The sequence below is a fragment of the Allobosea sp. 01N443 genome, from assembly GCF_056399325.1.
Map to the genome: position 1 here is coordinate 20028 of NZ_JBFTRC010000077.1, position 16390 is coordinate 36417.

15 protein-coding genes are annotated in these 16390 nt (G+C 65.5%); 9 read left to right on the forward strand and 6 right to left on the reverse strand.

Annotated elements, in window-relative coordinates; genetic code table 11:
- Nucleotides 1-109: 109 nt before the first annotated feature.
- From AC1DRP_RS19225 to AC1DRP_RS19235, 3 genes are all read left to right on the forward strand, one after another.
- On the forward strand, nucleotides 110-1273 hold the full coding sequence (locus AC1DRP_RS19225) for an alpha/beta hydrolase (RefSeq protein WP_476769288.1): 1164 nt from the start codon (nucleotides 110-112) through the stop codon (nucleotides 1271-1273).
- 144 nt (nucleotides 1274-1417) lie between these two features.
- Nucleotides 1418-2419: an alpha/beta hydrolase gene (locus tag AC1DRP_RS19230; RefSeq protein ID WP_441489129.1), complete on the forward strand. Its 1002-nt coding sequence runs from the start codon at nucleotides 1418-1420 to the stop codon at nucleotides 2417-2419.
- A gap of 57 nt (nucleotides 2420-2476) precedes the next feature.
- Nucleotides 2477-3370: an alpha/beta hydrolase family protein gene (locus AC1DRP_RS19235; protein WP_441506623.1), complete on the forward strand. Its 894-nt coding sequence runs from the start codon at nucleotides 2477-2479 to the stop codon at nucleotides 3368-3370.
- A 3-nt stretch (nucleotides 3371-3373) separates the two neighbouring features.
- Here AC1DRP_RS19235 and AC1DRP_RS19240 read toward each other — a convergent pair whose 3' ends face one another.
- A complete protein-coding gene (locus AC1DRP_RS19240; RefSeq protein ID WP_441489131.1) occupies nucleotides 3374-3832 on the reverse strand; it encodes an Lrp/AsnC family transcriptional regulator in 459 nt (152 codons plus the stop codon).
- Nucleotides 3833-3982: 150 nt separating this feature from the next.
- On the opposite strand from AC1DRP_RS19240, the gene AC1DRP_RS19245 reads away from it, so the two are divergent.
- On the forward strand, nucleotides 3983-5266 hold the full coding sequence (locus tag AC1DRP_RS19245; RefSeq protein ID WP_476769289.1) for a cystathionine gamma-synthase family protein: 1284 nt from the start codon (nucleotides 3983-3985) through the stop codon (nucleotides 5264-5266).
- A 91-nt stretch (nucleotides 5267-5357) separates the two neighbouring features.
- Here AC1DRP_RS19245 and AC1DRP_RS19250 read toward each other — a convergent pair whose 3' ends face one another.
- On the reverse strand, nucleotides 5358-6095 hold the full coding sequence (locus tag AC1DRP_RS19250; RefSeq protein ID WP_441506621.1) for a DUF3750 domain-containing protein: 738 nt from the start codon (nucleotides 6093-6095) through the stop codon (nucleotides 5358-5360).
- Nucleotides 6096-6237: 142 nt separating this feature from the next.
- On the opposite strand from AC1DRP_RS19250, the gene AC1DRP_RS19255 reads away from it, so the two are divergent.
- The 5 genes from AC1DRP_RS19255 (at nucleotide 6238) to AC1DRP_RS19275 (ending at nucleotide 10603) form a co-directional block, all read left to right on the forward strand.
- Nucleotides 6238-7353: a polyamine ABC transporter substrate-binding protein gene (locus AC1DRP_RS19255; protein ID WP_476769290.1), complete on the forward strand. Its 1116-nt coding sequence runs from the start codon at nucleotides 6238-6240 to the stop codon at nucleotides 7351-7353.
- Nucleotides 7350-8546, forward strand: a complete 1197-nt coding sequence (locus AC1DRP_RS19260; protein ID WP_476769291.1) for an ABC transporter ATP-binding protein — start codon at nucleotides 7350-7352, stop codon at nucleotides 8544-8546. Before AC1DRP_RS19255 ends, AC1DRP_RS19260 begins: the two co-directional genes overlap by 4 nt.
- Before the next feature lie 35 nt (nucleotides 8547-8581).
- Entirely contained in the window at nucleotides 8582-9448 is an 867-nt protein-coding gene (locus AC1DRP_RS19265; protein WP_476769298.1) for an ABC transporter permease, read from the forward strand.
- Complete coding sequence (locus AC1DRP_RS19270; RefSeq protein WP_476769292.1) at nucleotides 9445-10233, forward strand: ABC transporter permease; 789 nt, start codon at nucleotides 9445-9447, stop codon at nucleotides 10231-10233. The genes AC1DRP_RS19265 and AC1DRP_RS19270 overlap by 4 nt, the downstream gene beginning before the upstream one ends.
- A 100-nt stretch (nucleotides 10234-10333) precedes the next feature.
- Nucleotides 10334-10603, forward strand: coding sequence for a hypothetical protein (locus AC1DRP_RS19275; protein ID WP_476769293.1), 270 nt, complete (start codon nucleotides 10334-10336; stop codon nucleotides 10601-10603).
- A gap of 62 nt (nucleotides 10604-10665) precedes the next feature.
- On the opposite strand, the gene scpA is transcribed toward AC1DRP_RS19275, so the two are convergent.
- The 4 genes from scpA to AC1DRP_RS19295 all read right to left on the reverse strand — a co-directional run bounded on the left by scpA (nucleotide 10666) and on the right by AC1DRP_RS19295 (nucleotide 16223).
- Nucleotides 10666-12834, reverse strand: coding sequence for a methylmalonyl-CoA mutase (gene scpA, locus AC1DRP_RS19280; protein ID WP_476769294.1), 2169 nt, complete (start codon nucleotides 12832-12834; stop codon nucleotides 10666-10668).
- Nucleotides 12831-13655, reverse strand: a complete 825-nt coding sequence (gene thiD / locus AC1DRP_RS19285; RefSeq protein ID WP_476769295.1) for a bifunctional hydroxymethylpyrimidine kinase/phosphomethylpyrimidine kinase — start codon at nucleotides 13653-13655, stop codon at nucleotides 12831-12833. Before thiD ends, scpA begins: the two co-directional genes overlap by 4 nt.
- A 16-nt stretch (nucleotides 13656-13671) precedes the next feature.
- Nucleotides 13672-15666: a methylmalonyl-CoA mutase family protein gene (locus AC1DRP_RS19290; RefSeq protein WP_476769296.1), complete on the reverse strand. Its 1995-nt coding sequence runs from the start codon at nucleotides 15664-15666 to the stop codon at nucleotides 13672-13674.
- A 170-nt stretch (nucleotides 15667-15836) separates the two neighbouring features.
- Nucleotides 15837-16223, reverse strand: coding sequence for a DUF2267 domain-containing protein (locus tag AC1DRP_RS19295; protein ID WP_113514613.1), 387 nt, complete (start codon nucleotides 16221-16223; stop codon nucleotides 15837-15839).
- Nucleotides 16224-16390: the final 167 nt, after the last annotated feature.

Genomic DNA, 16390 nt, shown 5'->3' on the forward strand with positions numbered 1-16390 from the left:
GACAGGCACCTAGCAAGCCTTGGGCTCGGGCGACAAGCCGCGAGTTCGGTCATCACTGTGTCATCCGCGCCTCTTGAACATCCGCAACGTCAATGAGACGAGATCGGTCATGATGCGTGCGGCGTTCCGGGTTCGATTGATTGCGCTGGCCTTGCTGGCTCCACTTGGCCTCGCGGCATGCGGCGGCCCGCCCAGAGACCTGTCGCTCACCAGCGTCAATCCAGCCGATATCGTCGGGACCGTGCGGATTTTCGTGGCCTCGACCCGTGAGATGGGGGCGGAACCGCAATATTTCACCGGAGAACGGGGACAACACCTCTCCTTCGCCAAGATCGATATCTCGGTGCCGAAGGCGCACAAGTCGGGTGAGCTCGAGCTTCCCGGCAGCTACGGCAAGACCAACCCGGCCGAGCATTTCGCGGTGACTTCGGTGGAGCGGATCGACCTCTCCCCGATTGTCGCGCGCGTCCGGCGCGAGATCGCGGCAAGGCCGGCAAAGGAGCGCGAGGTCCTCGTCTTCGTTCACGGCTACAACACGAGCTTTGCCGATGCGGCCTATCGTTTCGCCCAGATCGTCCATGACTCGGATTTCAAGGGCGTGCCGGTGCTGTTCACCTGGCCCTCGCGCGGGCAGCTATTGGCCTACCCTTACGACCGGGAAAGCGCCTTCTATTCCCGCGATTTCCTCGAGATGAACCTGCGCGCGATCGCCAAGGACCTCGGTCCGAGCCGCATCGACATCCTCGCCCATTCCATGGGAACGCAGCTGACGCTGGAAACCCTGCGGCAGGCATCCATTCGCGGCGACGGCAATTTCGGCGGAAAGCTCCGCAACGTCATGTTGGCTGCGCCCGATGTCGATCTCGATGTGTTCAAGACCGTGATGCGCGAGATCAAGACGCCGGTGACGGTCTTTGTCTCGGCCGACGACAAGGCGCTCGAATTTTCGCGCCGCTTCGCCGGCGACAAGAAGCGCCTGGGGGCGATTTCCGCGAGCGACAAGGATACGGTCGCGGAGCTGGCGAAATCCGGGGTCGATATCATCGATCTGTCCGATGTTTCGACCAGCGACAATCTCAACCACGGCAAGTTCGCCGCCTCGCCCAAGGTCGTCCAGATGATCGGCAAGCGACTGCAGGCGGACAGGGGAATCGCAATGCGCGGCCCTCAATTCGGCGATCGCCTGGGCGATATCGCCGGCGGCGTGGTCGGCACCGTCGGCGGCACGCTGGAGCTCGTGGTCACGGCCCCGGCTGCGATTATCCAGCAATAGAGCGGCTGTTGCACCAGGGACACGCGCGAGCCTTGCGCGAAGATTGCTGCAAGGTTGCCCCATTATGGCCGCGTTAGCTTGGCCTTAAGGCCGGGCTGGCCATTTCCGCCCGCATTCCTGCAACACTGGAATTCTCGATCGCCCATGTCCGCTGCGCGGCACGCCCCTTCCCGTCGCTTCGTTGCGCTTGCAGCGCTGCTTTCGCTCGCATTGTCGGCCTGCGCGCAGACAGAGGCGGCGATCTCGCCATTCTCGGAAACGGCCCATGCGGAGTCGTCCCCTTTCGGCAGGGAGCCGGTGCTCCTGGTCGCGACCACGCGAAAGTCTCTCGGTGACCGCGAGCCGTTCTTCGGGCCGGATCGTGGCACGGGCCTGAGTTTCGCCGAAGCGCGGCTTTCCCCTCCGGGACGCGGGGTTGTCGCGGCGACCGTCGGCAGCGACTGGCGCGTCGTCGGTGTCAGCAACCGGACCTCGACCAATGCGGCCCGTGCCTTCGGCGAGGCTGCGACCGGGCGTGACGTGCTGCTCTACGTCCACGGCTATAACGAGACATTCGAATCCGCCGCCCGCAGCGCCGGGCAGCTTTCGCATGCGCTGAAGTTCCAGGGGCGCACCGCGCTCTTCACCTGGCCCTCCGGCGGCAAGCTCTTCGACTACGGCTATGACCGCGAGAGCGCGCTGTGGTCGCGCGAGGGCTTCGTCCAGGCCTTGCGCGCCCTCGTCGCCAACCCGACCGTGGGGCGCATCCACATCGTCGCGCATTCGATGGGCACATTCCTGACGCTGGAAGGCCTGCGGGAGCTCCGGGACTCCGCCGACGTCTCCTCGCAGATCGGCTCGATCGTCTTCGCATCGCCCGATATCGACATCGACGCGTTCGAGCAGACGGTCTCGCGGCTGGGTCCGCTTGCCCAGCGCATGACCCTGATCATCGACCCCGATGACAGGGCCCTCGCCATCTCCTCGCGTATCGCCGGTGGCGTGGCGCGGGCCGGCGCGGCCGAGCGCTCGCGGCTCGAGGCTCTGGGCGTGCGTGTCGCCGACACTTCCGGCCGCGGCTGGAGCATGCTGAGGCATGATCTGTTCCTGACGGACAGCGAAGTGACGCAGGTGGTGCGGCGCGCCATGGACCGTACAGGCTCCTGAGGCTTGCGGAGCGGTTCGTCTTGGGGGCAGCATCGCGCTGCCTTCAGGGGGACGTCGATGCCACGAGTGTTGTTGCGCGCTGCGTGCCTGCTTGTGCTCATGCCTCTGGCCGGGCAGGCGCATGACCTGACCCCGTTCCAGGAAGCCGGGCGCTCGCATGTCCTGCATGAGGACGTTTCGCCCACCGGTACCGAGACCATCAACATCGAGACCTATGTGCCGCAGGCCTGCGCCGACAAGCGCTGCCCACTGGTGATCTCGCTGCACGGACTGCTGCGCAACGCCGCGTCGGCGCGCGACAGCTGGGTCGAGGCGGCAGACCGGCACGGCCTGATCATTGCCGCCCCGCATTTCGACAAGGAGCGCTTTCCGACACGCCTCTATCAGCAGGGCGGAGTCCAGGGGGAGCCGGACCGGGCGAAATGGGTCTACTCGGTCATCGAGCGCTTCTATGACCAGGCCTTGAAGAGCAGTCGTGTCACGGACACGGGCTATGTGCTGTTTGGCCATTCAGCCGGGGCGCAGTTCGTCCACCGCATGGCGATCCTGATGCCGGAGGCGCGGTTCTCGACAGCGGTCACCGCCAATGCCGGCTACTACACATTGCCTGTCGGCAAAGAGGCGGCCGGCGGCTTCAGCTACCCCTATTCGCTCGACGGCACGCCGGCGACCGAGGCGAGCACGAAGGCCGCCCTCGCCAAACCGATGCTGATCATGCTGGGCGATCAGGATACCGACCCGGGCCACCCGCAACTCAACAAGTCCAGGGGCGCAGAGGCGCAAGGCTCCAACCGCTTCGCGCGTGGAGAGAATTTCACGCGAGTTGCAGCCGCAGAAGCCAAGCGCCTCGGTGTTGCAAGCCCATGGCGCGAAATCGTCGTGCCGGGCGTCGGTCATGAGCAGGGGAAGATGGCGAATGCGGCGGCGCAGGCGCTGTTTGGCGGCAGATAGGGCTCAGAGCGGTGGCAGGCCGTTGCGCTTCTTGATGGTCGCCATCGCGAAATTGGATTCGACCGAGTGGATGCATTTCAGCCGCGTGATTTTCTGCTTCAGGAAGCGCTCATAGCCCTCGATCCCGTCCGTCAGCACCCGCAAAAGGTAATCCTGAGACCCGGTCATCAGGTAGCACTCCGCAACCTCATTCCAGCTCTCGACGGCCTTCTCGAACTCGCTGATATGCTCCTGGGTCTGCTGGCTCAGGCGGATCGAGACAAAGACGCTGAAGGGTAGGCCATAGGCCTTGGGATCGACGACCGCGGCATAGCCCCTGATCACGCCCGTCTCTTCCAGTCGCTTCAGCCGGCGCAGGCAGGGCGTCGGCGACAGGCCGATCTTCTGCGACAGGTCCTGATTGGTGATGCGTCCGTCCTCCTGCAGCACGGCAAGCATACGGCGGTCTGTCGTATCGAGCATAAGATGCTCCTCGAATTCGATATCTGAGCAGGAAGATGCGCAAACGGGATGTAATCCCGACGGGATCATTCATGCAATGCCGCGCGGATCGGCCTAACCTGCCTTTCTGGTGCCGCAAGGTCGGCAGCCTGACCGGCAGAGGAGAGTGCGATGAGCCAGGACAATTATCACAAGGACCGCATCGCCAACCGCAAGCTCCATCCCGAGACGCTGATGATGGGCTATGGCTACTCGCCGGCGATGTCGGAGGGTTCGCTCAAGCCGCCGGTCTTCCTGACCTCGACCTTCGTTTTCGAGAGCGCGCAGCAGGGCAAGGATTTCTTCGACCTCACCTCGGGGCGCCGCCAGCTCAAGCCCGGCGAGAAGTCCGGCCTGGTCTATTCGCGCTTCAACCATCCGAACATGGAGATCCTCGAGGATCGCCTGGCAATCTGGGACGAGGCCGAACGCTGCGCGGTCTTCGCCAGCGGCATGGCGGCCATCGCAACGACCTGCTTCGCCTTCCTGCGCCCGGGCGACACCGTCATCCACAGCCGGCCGCTCTATGGCGGCACCGAGACGCTGCTGAAGAACCAGATGGGCGCCTTCGGGGTGACGCCTTTCGGCTTCACCGACGGCGTCGATGTCGCGCAGATGCGTGCGACCGCCAAGGCCGCTGCCGCCAAGGGGCGCGTCGGGATGATCCTGGTCGAGACGCCGGCCAACCCGACCAATGGGCTGGTCGATCTCGCAGCCTGCGCGATGATCGCCGACGAGCTCGAGAAGTCGCAGGGGCATCGCCCGCCCGTGGTGGTCGACAACACCATGCTCGGCCCGAAATTCCAGAAGCCGCTGCAGCATGGCGCCGATCTCTCGCTGCTGTCGCTCACCAAATATGTCGGCGGGCATAGCGATCTCGTCGGCGGCTCGATCAGCGGCAAGGATGCGCTCGTCCGCCAGGTCAAGGGCTGGCGCTCGTCGCTCGGCACGCAGCTTGATCCGAATTCCTGCTGGATGCTGATGCGTTCGCTGGAGACGCTCGACATCCGCATGAGCCGCGCCAACGAGAACGCCCGACTTGTGGCGGAGTATCTCGCGAGCCATCCCAAGGTTGCCAAGCTGCATTACCTTGGCGATCTGAAGGATGGCGATCCGCGCAAGCCGGTCTTCGACAAGCAATGCTCGGCGCCGGGCTCGACCTTCTCCTTCGACGTCAAKGGTGGCGAGAAGGAAGCGTTCGCGCTGCTCGACAATCTTCAGATCATGAAGCTCGCGGTMAGCCTCGGCGGCACGGAGACGCTCGTCTCGCATCCCGCCGCGATGACCCATTCGGGGGTCGCCCGCGAATTGCGGGAGGAGATCGGGCTCACCGATGCCCTGATCCGGATCTCGGTCGGCATCGAGAATATCGAGGACCTGATCTCGGATCTGGCGCAGGCCTTCGAGGCGGTCTGATCTGGAGCATCATGGCCGGTCTCGAACCGGCCATCCCTGCTTGCCAAATTGCGAGCATGCCGCGGCTGATTTGGCAGCATGCCGAGCGCGCCTAGACGCCCACTCTTCCCCAGCCCGGCAGCTTCAGCGCCGGCTGGCGGATGTCGAATCCGGTGACGAGCCCAAGCAGATTGACCTCGACGCCTTCGACCCAGGCCAGCGTGATGCCGGCGACCCCGAAGAGCGAGACCTGGATGCCGGTGCGGCTCGGCGCCATGCCGAGGAACAGGCCGTCATCGCGCCAGTCCTTCCCGATCGCCGTTGGCGGCAGGGCATGGGCGAGTTCGGGAATCTCGGCGAGCACGTGCTGCACGAAGCTGTTCGAATTGGGCCCCGGCCAGGCGGAATAGCTGCCTGACGTGCTATAGGCATAGCTCTGCACGGCCGCGCGAATGCGCGGAATCAGCGCCTCGGCGGCGGCGCCCTTCACCTCCGTCACCAGCTCCGGCACGTTGCCGAACCAGCGGCCATCGGCCTCGCGATGGTTGATGCGCACAGGATTGCCCCAGCCGACGACATCGAAGCGTGTATAGGCGCTCGCGCCCGCCTCCTTGACCACCAGCCAGGAATGATGCGCGAAGATCCCGCGCCAGCGCCCGACGCGGGCAGCGAAGACATGGATCGTCGCTTCGGGCACGGTTGCTGCGGCCGGCAGGAGCCTGGCGCTGGACCAGTCCGCCCGGCGCCAGTCGGCCGCGAGCGGCTGCAATTGCCACCAGGCCGCATGCGTCGCGACGGGCAGCAGGAAAAGGACGACAAAGAGAGCCAGGACGCGGCGCAGATGATGCATCGCAGGACGATAGTGAGCCCGATTGCGGCATCGCAAGAAAAGACACTGCGACATGACTTCACGAAAAGGTGGTTGAGGCTTCGCTGCAAGCTGATAGCGTGCCGCGCGCCGGGTGGAGATTCACCCGCTAAGGAGGGGCAGATTGGGTTCATCGGTACGGGGGCTGAAGGGCCTTGCGACAGCCATTGCGCTTGGATGGGCGCTGGTTTCGGGCACGGCCGCTAGCGCGCAGGACAAGCAGCTGCGCATTTTCAACTGGTCGGACTATGTCGATCCGGAGGTGCTTGATGCCTTCAAGAAGGAAACCGGCATCACAGTCGTCTACGACACCTTCGACCAGATGGAGACGGTCGAGACCAAGTTGCTCGCGGGCAAGACCGGCTATGACCTGATCGTGGTCACGGCCTCGTTTCTGCCGCGCCATATCCCGCTCAATCTCTACTCGCCGATCGATACGGCCAAGGTTCCGAACCTGAAGAACGCCTGGCCCGAGATTCAGCAACGGCTTTCGAAATATGATCCCGGCAACAAGTTTGCCGTGAACTACATGTGGGGCACGACCGGCATCGGCTACAACGTCGCCAAGATCAAGGAGCGGCTCGGCCCCGATGCAGTGATCGATTCCTGGCGCATCCTGTTCGAACCCGACCAGCTCAAGAAGCTCTCGAATTGCGGCGTGCACGTCCTCGATGCGGTCGAGGAGATGTTCCCGGCGGCGCTGCGCTATCTCGGCCTGAACCCGGATTCGAAGAACGAAGCGGATCTGAACAAGGCCGGCGAATTGCTGCGCAAGATCCGCCCGCACATCCAGAAATTCCATTCCTCGGAATACATCAACGCTCTCGCCAATGGCGATATCTGCCTCGCGGTCGGCTATTCCGGCGACATCCTGCAGGCGAAGAAGCGGGCGGAAGAGGCCAAGAACAAGGTCGAGATCGCCTATTCCATCCCGAAGGAAGGCGCGCTGATGTGGTTCGATTCCTTCGTCATTCCGAAGGATGCCGCCAATCCGGATGCCGCGCTGAAGTTCATAGATTTCGTCAACCGGCCCGAGATGGCGGCGAAGAATTCCGACTTCATCCAGTATGCCAATGGCAATATCGCCTCGAAGCCGCTGCTTTCGGCGGCAGTGCGCGACAATCCCGGCATCTATCCCTCGGAGGCGGTGATGAGCCGGCTCTACACGATCACTCCCTACGATCAGAAGAGCCAGAGGGTGGTCAACCGGCTCTGGACCCGCATCAAGACCGGCAAATGAACGCGCGTGATGCCGGGGCTGCGGCTCCGCTCCGGGCGAAGCGCAAGGCTTCGCCCGGCAGCGTTCGCCGGGCCTTCCAGCCATGGAATGACCCAGCGGCGGAGCCGCTGGTGGTCTTCCGCAATGTCACCAAGCGCTTCGACACGGTGACGGCGGTCGACGACCTGTCGCTCGCGCTCTACCCGCGCGAATTCTTCGCGCTGCTCGGCGCGTCAGGCTGCGGCAAGACCACGCTGATGCGGATGCTGGCAGGGTTCGAGCAGCCGGATGCCGGCGAGATCCTGCTCGATGGCGTCGACATCACCGCCGTGCCGCCGCATCGCCGGCCGATCAACATGATGTTCCAGTCCTATGCGCTGTTTCCGCATCTCAACGTCGGCGACAACATCGCCTATGGCCTGAGACGGGAAGGGCTGCCGCGCGAGGAGATCTCGCGGCGCGTCGCCGAGATGCTGGCTCTGGTCAAGCTCGACGGGCTCGGGAAGCGTCGCCCGGACCAGCTGTCCGGCGGCCAGCGCCAGCGCGTCGCATTGGCACGCTCGCTCGCCAAACGTCCGAAGCTCTTGCTGCTCGACGAGCCGATGGCGGCGCTCGATCGCAAGCTGCGCGAGTCGACTCAGTTCGAGCTGATGGATCTGCAGAGCGAACTCGGCCTCACCTTCATGGTCGTCACACACGACCAGGACGAGGCGATGACCATGGCCGACCGCATGGCGGTGATGAACCATGGCCGGCTCGTTCAGATTGGTCCGCCCGATGAGATCTACGAGGCGCCGACCAGCCGCTACGTCGCGGAATTCGTCGGAGACATCAACATCCTCGAAGGTCGTGTGACATCCGTCGCCGGCGAGATCGTGAGGGTCGAGACGGCGATGGCCGGCGCGGTCGAGCTCGACGAGGAGACGGCCTCGCTTGCCACGGGAGAGACGATCTTCGTGGGCCTCAGGCCCGAAAAGATCACGCTCAGCCATGACGAGCCGGTGCAGGCGGTCAACAAGGTCGCCGGCGAGATCTGGGATATCGGCTATCTCGGCGATTTCACCATGGTGCAGGTCATGGTCGGCGGCGATGACGGGCAATTGCTCAAGGTTGCGCTTGCGAACCGCACCCGCCGGATCGAGCGTCCCTTCGCCTGGGAGGACAGGGTCTGGCTCTCCTGGGATGTTGAGGCCGGGCTGGTCCTGCCGCCATGAGGACGGGGAATGCTTCGGCGCGCCGGCTCGGCCGCCTGGTCGTGGCCGTACCCTATCTCTGGCTGCTGCTGTTCTTCCTGGCGCCCTTTGCGATCGTCCTGCGCATGGCGTTCTCGGACGCCGCGACCGATCTGCCGCCCTATGCGCCGCATTTCCAGGGCTTCTCCCAGCTCGGCGAGTTCATTGCTGCGCTGGACCTCGAGAACTTCAAGCTCCTTGGTGACGACCCGCTCTACTGGCAGAGCTATCTTTACTCCCTGCGTATCGCCGCGCTGACGACGCTGATCGCGCTCGCGATCGGCTATCCCCTGGCCTATGCGATGGCGAGTGCGCCGAGGCGCTGGCAGGGCATCCTGCTGGTGCTGGTCATCCTGCCGTTCTGGACCTCCTTCCTGATCCGCGTCTACGCCTGGATCGGAATCCTGCGGCCTGAGGGGCTGCTCGACATGGTCCTGACGGGCATGGGTGTGACGAGCGAGCCGCTGCGGTTGCTCAACACGGAAGCCGCCGTGCTGATCGGCATGGTCTATTCCTACCTGCCCTTCATGGTGCTGCCGCTCTTCGCGACGCTGCAGAAGCTCGATCGCTCGCTGCTGGAGGCTGCCGCCGATCTCGGTGCCCCGGCATCGACCGCCTTCGCGACGGTGACGCTGCCCCTGTCCATCCCCGGCATCCTGGCGGGTTCGGCGCTCGTCTTCATTCCGGCGGTCGGTGAGTTCGTCATTCCCGATCTGCTCGGCGGCCCCGATACCGTGATGATCGGCAAGGCGCTCTGGAGCGAATTCTTCTCGAACCGCGACTGGCCGCTTGCCTCCGCCGTCGCGGTCGTCCTGCTGTTCGTGCTGGTCGCGCCGCTCGCCTTGCTGCAGCGGGCGCGGCTGACGCGGGGAGGGGCGGCATGAAGCGGCTCGGTCCCGGTTTGATCATGGCGCTGGTGGCGGGCTTCGCCTTTCTCTACCTGCCGATCCTCGCGCTCATCGCCTATTCCTTCAATGCCTCCCGGCTGGTGACAGTCTGGGGCGGGTTCTCGACGCATTGGTATGGCGCGTTGATGGYGAACGAGCCCTTGCTCACCGCAGCTTGGCTCAGCATCCGTCTCGCCTTCGTCTCGGCGACAGTCGCCACCGCGCTCGGGACGTTGGCCGCGCTGGCGCTCGCACGCTATGGCGCCTTTCGCGGGCGCACCCTGTTCTCCGGCATGGTGCTGGCGCCGCTGGTGATGCCGGAGGTGATCACCGGCCTGTCGCTGTTGCTGCTCTTCGTCTCGGCGCAGGTGGAGCGCGGCTTCTGGACCGTCACGATCGCCCACGCCACCTTCAGCCTCGGCTTCGCCTGCATTGTCGTGCAGTCGCGGCTCGCCGGCTTCGACCGCTCGCTGGAGGAAGCGGCGCGCGATCTCGGCGCCACTCCTGTCGTCACCTTCTGGACCGTGACCCTGCCGCTGATCTGGCCGGCGGTCGCCGCCGCCTGGATGCTCGCCTTCACGCTCTCGCTCGACGATCTCGTGATTGCGAGCTTCACGACCGGTCCGGGCGCGACGACCCTGCCGATGCGGCTCTATTCCGCAGTCAGGCTGGGCGTCTCGCCTGAGATCAATGCGGCCTGCACGATCATGATCGGCGCCGTCGCGCTCGTCGTCATCGCGGCCTCGCTGCTCCTGAAGCGCGATCAATTGGCCAGCGCTTGAACGGCTGGTGAATGGCCCCCTCAAGGGCCGTTCAGCCAGAACGTGCGAATGTCGGTGTCAGGCAAGGGGATCGCCCTGGCCGCCAAACAGGATCAGGACCATGTTCCGCAAACTCGCCTCAGCCGGCCTCGCGACCTTCCTCATCGGCGCTGCGACCCTGGGCGCGGCAAGCCTCGCGGGGACGGGCTCCGCCGCAGCCTTTGACGGCCGCTGGGACCGCTATCAGGAGCGCCCGGCCTATGGCTGGCGCCCGGCCCCGCCCGCGTTCCACGGCTATTGGGGACAGCGTCAGTGGCGCCGCTTCGGCGAGGACGACCGGCGCTATGCCCGCCCCCGTCACTACGAGAGCTACGGCTACGGCTGGCGTTGATCTCGTGTAGCGATTGCTGGTGATCCTGACGCGGGCGCGGCTCTTCCAGCCGCGCCCGTCTGCTATTCCGCAGCGGTACGCTGGCTGTAGCCGAGCCGCTGGTTGAGTTCCTCGAGCAGCTTCTCGGCCGCATCGGCGATCACGGTCCCCGGCGGGAAGATCGCGCTCGCACCGGCTTCGATCAGCGCCTCGAAATCCTGGGGCGGGATCACGCCGCCAACGACGATCATGATGTCGGGCCGGCCGGCCTTGCCCAGGGCTGCCTTCAGTTCGGGCACCAGCGTCAGATGCCCCGCCGCCAGCGAGGAGACGCCGACGATATGGACGTCGTTCTCCACGGCCTGCCGCGCCGCCTCGTCCGGCGTCGCGAAAAGTGGTCCGATATCGACGTCGAAACCGAGATCGGCGAAGGCCGACGCGATCACCTTCTGACCGCGGTCGTGTCCGTCCTGGCCCATCTTGGCGACGAGGATGCGCGGCCGGCGACCATCGGCCTCCTCGAAGGCTTCAGTCATCATCTGCACGCGTGTCACTGCCGGATTTTCCATGCCGACCTCCCGCTTGTAGACGCCGGAAATCGACTTGATCTCGGCCCGGTGCCGCCCGAAGACTGTCTCCATCGCCATGGAAATCTCGCCGACCGTCGCCTTGGCGCGGGCCGCCTTGACCGCGAGATCGAGCAGATTAGCGTCGCCGGTGGCGCCATGGGTGAGCGCAGTCAGCGCCGCTTGCGTCTCGGCCTCGTTTCGCTCGGCCTTGAGACGTCGGAGCTTGTCGAGCTGCTGGGTGCGAACCGAGGCATTGTCGACCTTGAGCACGTCGATCGAGGCCTCGTTCTCCGGCTTGAAGATATTGACCCCGATGATCGCCTGCTGCTTGCCGTCGATGCGCGCCTGGGTCTTGGCGGCTGCTTCCTCGATGCGCAGCTTCGGAATACCGGCCTCGATCGCCTTGGCCATGCCGCCGAGCGCCTCGACCTCCTGGATATGGGTCCAGGCCTTGGCCGCGAGTTCGGCGGTGAGCCGCTCGACATAGTAGGAACCGCCCCAGGGATCGATGATCCGGCTCGTGCCGCTCTCCTGCTGCAGCAGGATCTGGGTGTTGCGGGCGATCCGGGCGGAAAAGTCGGTCGGCAGCGCCAGCGCTTCGTCGAGCGCATTGGTGTGGAGCGACTGGGTGTGGCCCTGCGTCGCCGCCATCGCTTCGATCATCGTGCGCGGCACGTTGTTGAACACATCCTGCGCGGTCAGAGACCAGCCGGAGGTCTGGCAATGCGTGCGCAGCGGCAGGGATTTTTCGTTCTGGGCGCCGAAATCCTTGACGAGCTTGGCCCAGATCAGCCTGGCTGCGCGCAGTTTCGCCACTTCCATGAAGAAGTTCATGCCGATGGCCCAGAAGAAGGAGAGCCGCGGCGCGAAGACATCGACGCCGAGACCGGCCTGCTGCCCGGCGCGGATATACTCGACGCCATCGGCAAGCGTGTAGGCGAGCTCCAGGTCCTGCGTCGCTCCCGCCTCCTGCATGTGATAGCCGGAGATCGAGATCGAGTTGAATTTCGGCATGTTCGCCGAGGTATAGGCGAAGATGTCGCCGATGATCCGCATCGAGGGCGAGGGCGGATAGATATAGGTGTTGCGGACCATGAACTCCTTGAGGATGTCGTTCTGAATGGTCCCCGAGAGTTTGGYCGCCGGCACGCCCTGTTCCTCGGCCGCGACGATATAGAGCGCGAGAACCGGCAGGACCGCGCCGTTCATCGTCATCGACACGCTCATCTGATCGAGCGGGATGCCGGAGAACAGCGTGCGCATGTCGTAGATCGAGTCGATCGCGACGCCTGCCATGCCGACATCGCCGCCGACGCGCGGATGGTCGCTGTCATAACCGCGGTGGGTCGCGAGATCGAAGGCGACCGAGAGCCCCTTCTGCCCGGCGGCGAGATTGCGCCGGTAGAAGGCGTTCGAATCCTCCGCCGTGGAGAAGCCGGCATATTGCCGGATCGTCCAGGGCTGGTTCACATACATGGTCGGGTAGGGGCCGCGCAGATAGGGCGGCAGGCCCGGCAGGCTGTCGACGAAGCCAAGCCCGTCGCGGTCGGCCGCGGTATAGACGGGTTTGACCGGGATGCCCTCCGGCGTCAGCCAGAGCTCGGCTGCCGCAGCCGGGAGCAGTGCCGCTGCCGGGGCGTGATCGTCGAAGGCGAGCGTCGTGAAGTCCGGGATCGCGGTCATGGCTTACTCCCGTCGGTCCTGTCCCACCAATGGTGGAAATGATGCACCGGTCCATGGCCATGGCCAACCGGAACCTGATCGGCGGCCGCGATGGCCGCCGAGATATAGGTCTTTGCCTGGCCGACCGCTTCAGACAGCGCCAATCCCTTGGCGAGGCCGGACGCGATCGCCGAGGACAATGTGCAGCCGGTGCCATGGGTGTTGCGCGTCTCATGGCGCGGCGCGCTGAAGCGCTGGCGCTGGCCGCCAGCCAGGAGCAACAGATCCGTGCTGGTCTCGCCGCTGCCATGCCCGCCCTTCAGCAGCACGTTCGCGGCGCCGAAGCCGATCAGCCTCTCGGCCTGTTCGTCGATCGCCGCTTCGCTTGTCGCCATCGCGGTGCCGAGCAGCGCCGCTGCTTCCGGCAGGTTGGGCGTGACCAGCGTCGCGAGCGGGAAAAGCAGGCGTCGGATGGCGTCAACGGCCTTGTCCTCGAGGAGACGAGCCCCTGAAGCCGCGACCATGACCGGGTCGAGCACGATGTTGCGGGCCTTGTGCCTCACCAGGCCCGCGGCAACCGTTTCGATCAGTTCGGCCGTGGCGAGCATGCCGATCTTCACCGCCGTCACGTCGAGATCGGAAAAGACGGCGTCGATCTGCTGGGCGACGAAACCGGCCGGCACGGCGTGGATCGCGGTGACGCCCATGGTGTTCTGCGCGGTCAGCGCGACGATGACGCTGGCGCCATAGACCCGATGCGCCGCGAAAGTCTTGAGATCGGCCTGAATTCCGGCGCCGCCGCTGGAATCGGAGCCGGCAATGGTGAGGGCGATGGGCGTCAAGGCACTGCTCTCCGTATCAGGCAGCCGCGATCGCCTGCGCCTGTTCAAGCGCGGCGACGACATCGGCTCCCGCAAAAACGAACGAGGCCACACCGACCTGGTTCAACGCAGGTTCCAATTCACCGGGCTTGCCGGCGAGCCAGACCGTTGCGCCCTGGGCGCGCAGTGCCTGCGAAGCGGCAACTGCCTCGGAGGCATAGCCGGCATCCGAGCCGCAGAGGCAGGCGAGGCGCGCACCCGAGGCCTGATAGGCCGCAACAAGTGCCGGAATGTCGGTCCCGCCATTGCCGGGGAAGCCGTCATGGCCGGGAGCCGAGAGGCCTCCGGCCTCGAACAGGTTCCGCGCGAAGCCGGCGCGCGCCGTGAAGTCGGCGACAGGCCCMAGCGTCGCGAGGAAGACGGTCGGGCGCTTGCCGCGCTCTTGCGTTAGCGCATCCGCCTTGTCGCGTAGGGCCTCGAACGCCTCGGCAAGCCGCACAGAGGGTAGGGCTTCGACCTTCAGCCCATCCTGTTCGGGAGCCGTTGCCGCATCCGCGCGCGTCGCACCCGTTGCGAGCTGGCTGATCAACGCCGCCTGGTCCTGATCGGCCGCTCTGGTCGTCGATGGCGAGGAGCGTGTCCGCTTGACCGGCGCAATCTCGAGCACCTTGACCGGAGCCTCCGCGAGATTCGGGAACTCGCTGGTTCCCGTGATCGGCTCGCGGCGGGTCGCGATCGACTTGGCGCGGATATCGCGCTGGCGGGCAAGACCCTGCTGAACATGTCCGTTGGCCAGTGCCGCGACGATGCCGGGTCGGCCGTCACTGGCTTCGCGCTCCAGATCCTGCATTTTGGTCCAGGCCTGCTCRCATAGCGCCTGGGTCAGAGCCTCGAAACCGCCGGCCCCAGCGGCGGGGTCGGCGACGCGCCAGAGATTGGCCTCCTCCAGCAGGACGAGTTGGGTGTTGCGGGCGACGCGGCGGGCCAAGGCATCGGGTAAGCCGAGCGCGGCGGTGAATGGMAGGACGGTGAGAGAGTCCGCCCCGCCAATGCCGGCCGAGAAGGTCGCGACCGTCGCACGCAGCAGATTGACCCAGGGGTCGCGCCGGGTCAGCGAGCGCCATGCCGTCTCGGCGTTCAGCGCCATGGGCTTGAGATCAAGCCCGCAGGCCTGCTGCACGCGCTGCCAGAGCAGCCGAGCAGCGCGGAACTTCGCGATGGTCATGAACTCGTCGGTATCGGCGACGAGAACGAAGGATATGGCGTCGCGGGCCTGATCGAGCGGCATGCCGCCGGCTTCCAGCGCACGCAGATAGGCGATCGCGGTCGCCATGACTGCGCCGAGTTCCTGCGCCTCGGTCGCGCCAGCCTCCTGATAGGGGCGTGCATCGGCCGTGAGGAAGGGGCCCGCAAATCCGCGCGCCTTCAGGGCCTCGATGGTCTCGACAAGGCGGCGGCCGATTTCGGGCCATGAAGCCGCGAACACGCCCTGGCTGGCGAGGATGCCGATCGGGTCGAGTCCGAAGTCAATTGTCGTCGTCGCGGGGTCTATTCCACGACGTTCGACAAGCGCGGCAAGCAGGAGCGCATTGATGCGTCCGCCCGCCGCGGGGTCGATCCTCAGGCTGATCAGGTCGAGCATCACGCCGTCGAGCGCGGCATCCAGCATGGCGACATCATCGGCGACCAGCCCATAGCCGCGGGCCGCGCGGGCGCCTGCAAAGCTGATAACGAGCGCGTCAGCGCCGCCTTCGAGATCGGCGAGCGCCAGATCGCGGGCTTCTGCGGGGGACGGATGGTCGATCCGCGCGCTGACCTGCCAGCGCCGGGCCTGTGACCGCGCCGGCCGTGTCTGCGGGCTGGCCGCAGCATAGAGCGGCGCGATCCGGATGCCGTCGGCCGTCCGCCCGACGAGGCGCTTCTCGAAATCGGCACCCTTCAGAACCTTGTCGACGGCCGCGCGCCACTGCGCCTGGTCGGGCAGCGGAAAGGCCTCCATGAAGGGCAGATCGGATGTCGAGGCCGAGTTCATGCGCGCCGGTCTCCCTGCTTGCGGCATGCTGCAATTGCGAATGCGTGATGCCACGTGCGCAGACGCACCGCCATCCCTACTTCGTCCAACGCCGCGTGCGCAAACCCCCGACCGAATCGAAAACGCCGCCCGTTGCCAGGCGGCGCTCGATCCTCAAGCCGGAATGGCGATCAGACGAACTGGCCGAGTCCGGGAATCGCTCCGACGATCGCGCCCATCGCATCTTCGCCGGCCTTTTCACGGCCGACCGCGAACATCTCCTTGGACACGCTCTGGATCTGGCCCATTGAGAGCCCGGCTCCCATCAGCTGCCCGCCGAGCGCCATGACGCCGCCGCCACCGCCCATCAGGCCGCCGACCATGCCCATCAGGCCGCCTTTGCCGCCATTGGCGGAATCGGCGAGCTCCTGTGCGCCGGGCAGGGCGGACATCAACTGCTCGATCTCGGTGGCCGGGCCTTCCTTCTGCAGGAAGGCGAGGATGATGCCGATCGCCTTGCGGGCGAGGCCTTCATCGAGACCGGAAGCCGCCACGATGCGGGAGATCAGTTCATCCATCGGTTTGTCCTCTTCAACGGGTCGGCCTGCGCCGCTCGGCGATAGTTTACATATTTACGATCTGAATCAAACAGGGTTCAGGCTTCCGCCGGTCGGCCCGTTTCGCTACACCCATCGCCTGACGCTTCGACAACAGCATAGGCGAATCTCATGGCGGATGACGGCAC

Excerpts from the sequence above, each read along its gene's own strand:
- AC1DRP_RS19225 (WP_476769288.1), top strand. The coding sequence starts at position 110 with ATGATGCGTGCGGCGTTCCGGGTTCGATTGATTGCGCTGGCCTTGCTG.
- AC1DRP_RS19230 (WP_441489129.1), top strand. The coding sequence starts at position 1,418 with ATGTCCGCTGCGCGGCACGCCCCTTCCCGTCGCTTCGTTGCGCTTGCA.
- AC1DRP_RS19235 (WP_441506623.1), top strand. The coding sequence starts at position 2,477 with ATGCCACGAGTGTTGTTGCGCGCTGCGTGCCTGCTTGTGCTCATGCCT.
- AC1DRP_RS19240 (WP_441489131.1), bottom strand. The coding sequence starts at position 3,832 with ATGCTCGATACGACAGACCGCCGTATGCTTGCCGTGCTGCAGGAGGAC.
- AC1DRP_RS19250 (WP_441506621.1), bottom strand. The coding sequence starts at position 6,095 with ATGCATCATCTGCGCCGCGTCCTGGCTCTCTTTGTCGTCCTTTTCCTG.
- AC1DRP_RS19260 (WP_476769291.1), top strand. The coding sequence starts at position 7,350 with ATGAACGCGCGTGATGCCGGGGCTGCGGCTCCGCTCCGGGCGAAGCGC.
- AC1DRP_RS19275 (WP_476769293.1), top strand. The coding sequence starts at position 10,334 with ATGTTCCGCAAACTCGCCTCAGCCGGCCTCGCGACCTTCCTCATCGGC.
- AC1DRP_RS19295 (WP_113514613.1), bottom strand. The coding sequence starts at position 16,223 with ATGGATGAACTGATCTCCCGCATCGTGGCGGCTTCCGGTCTCGATGAA.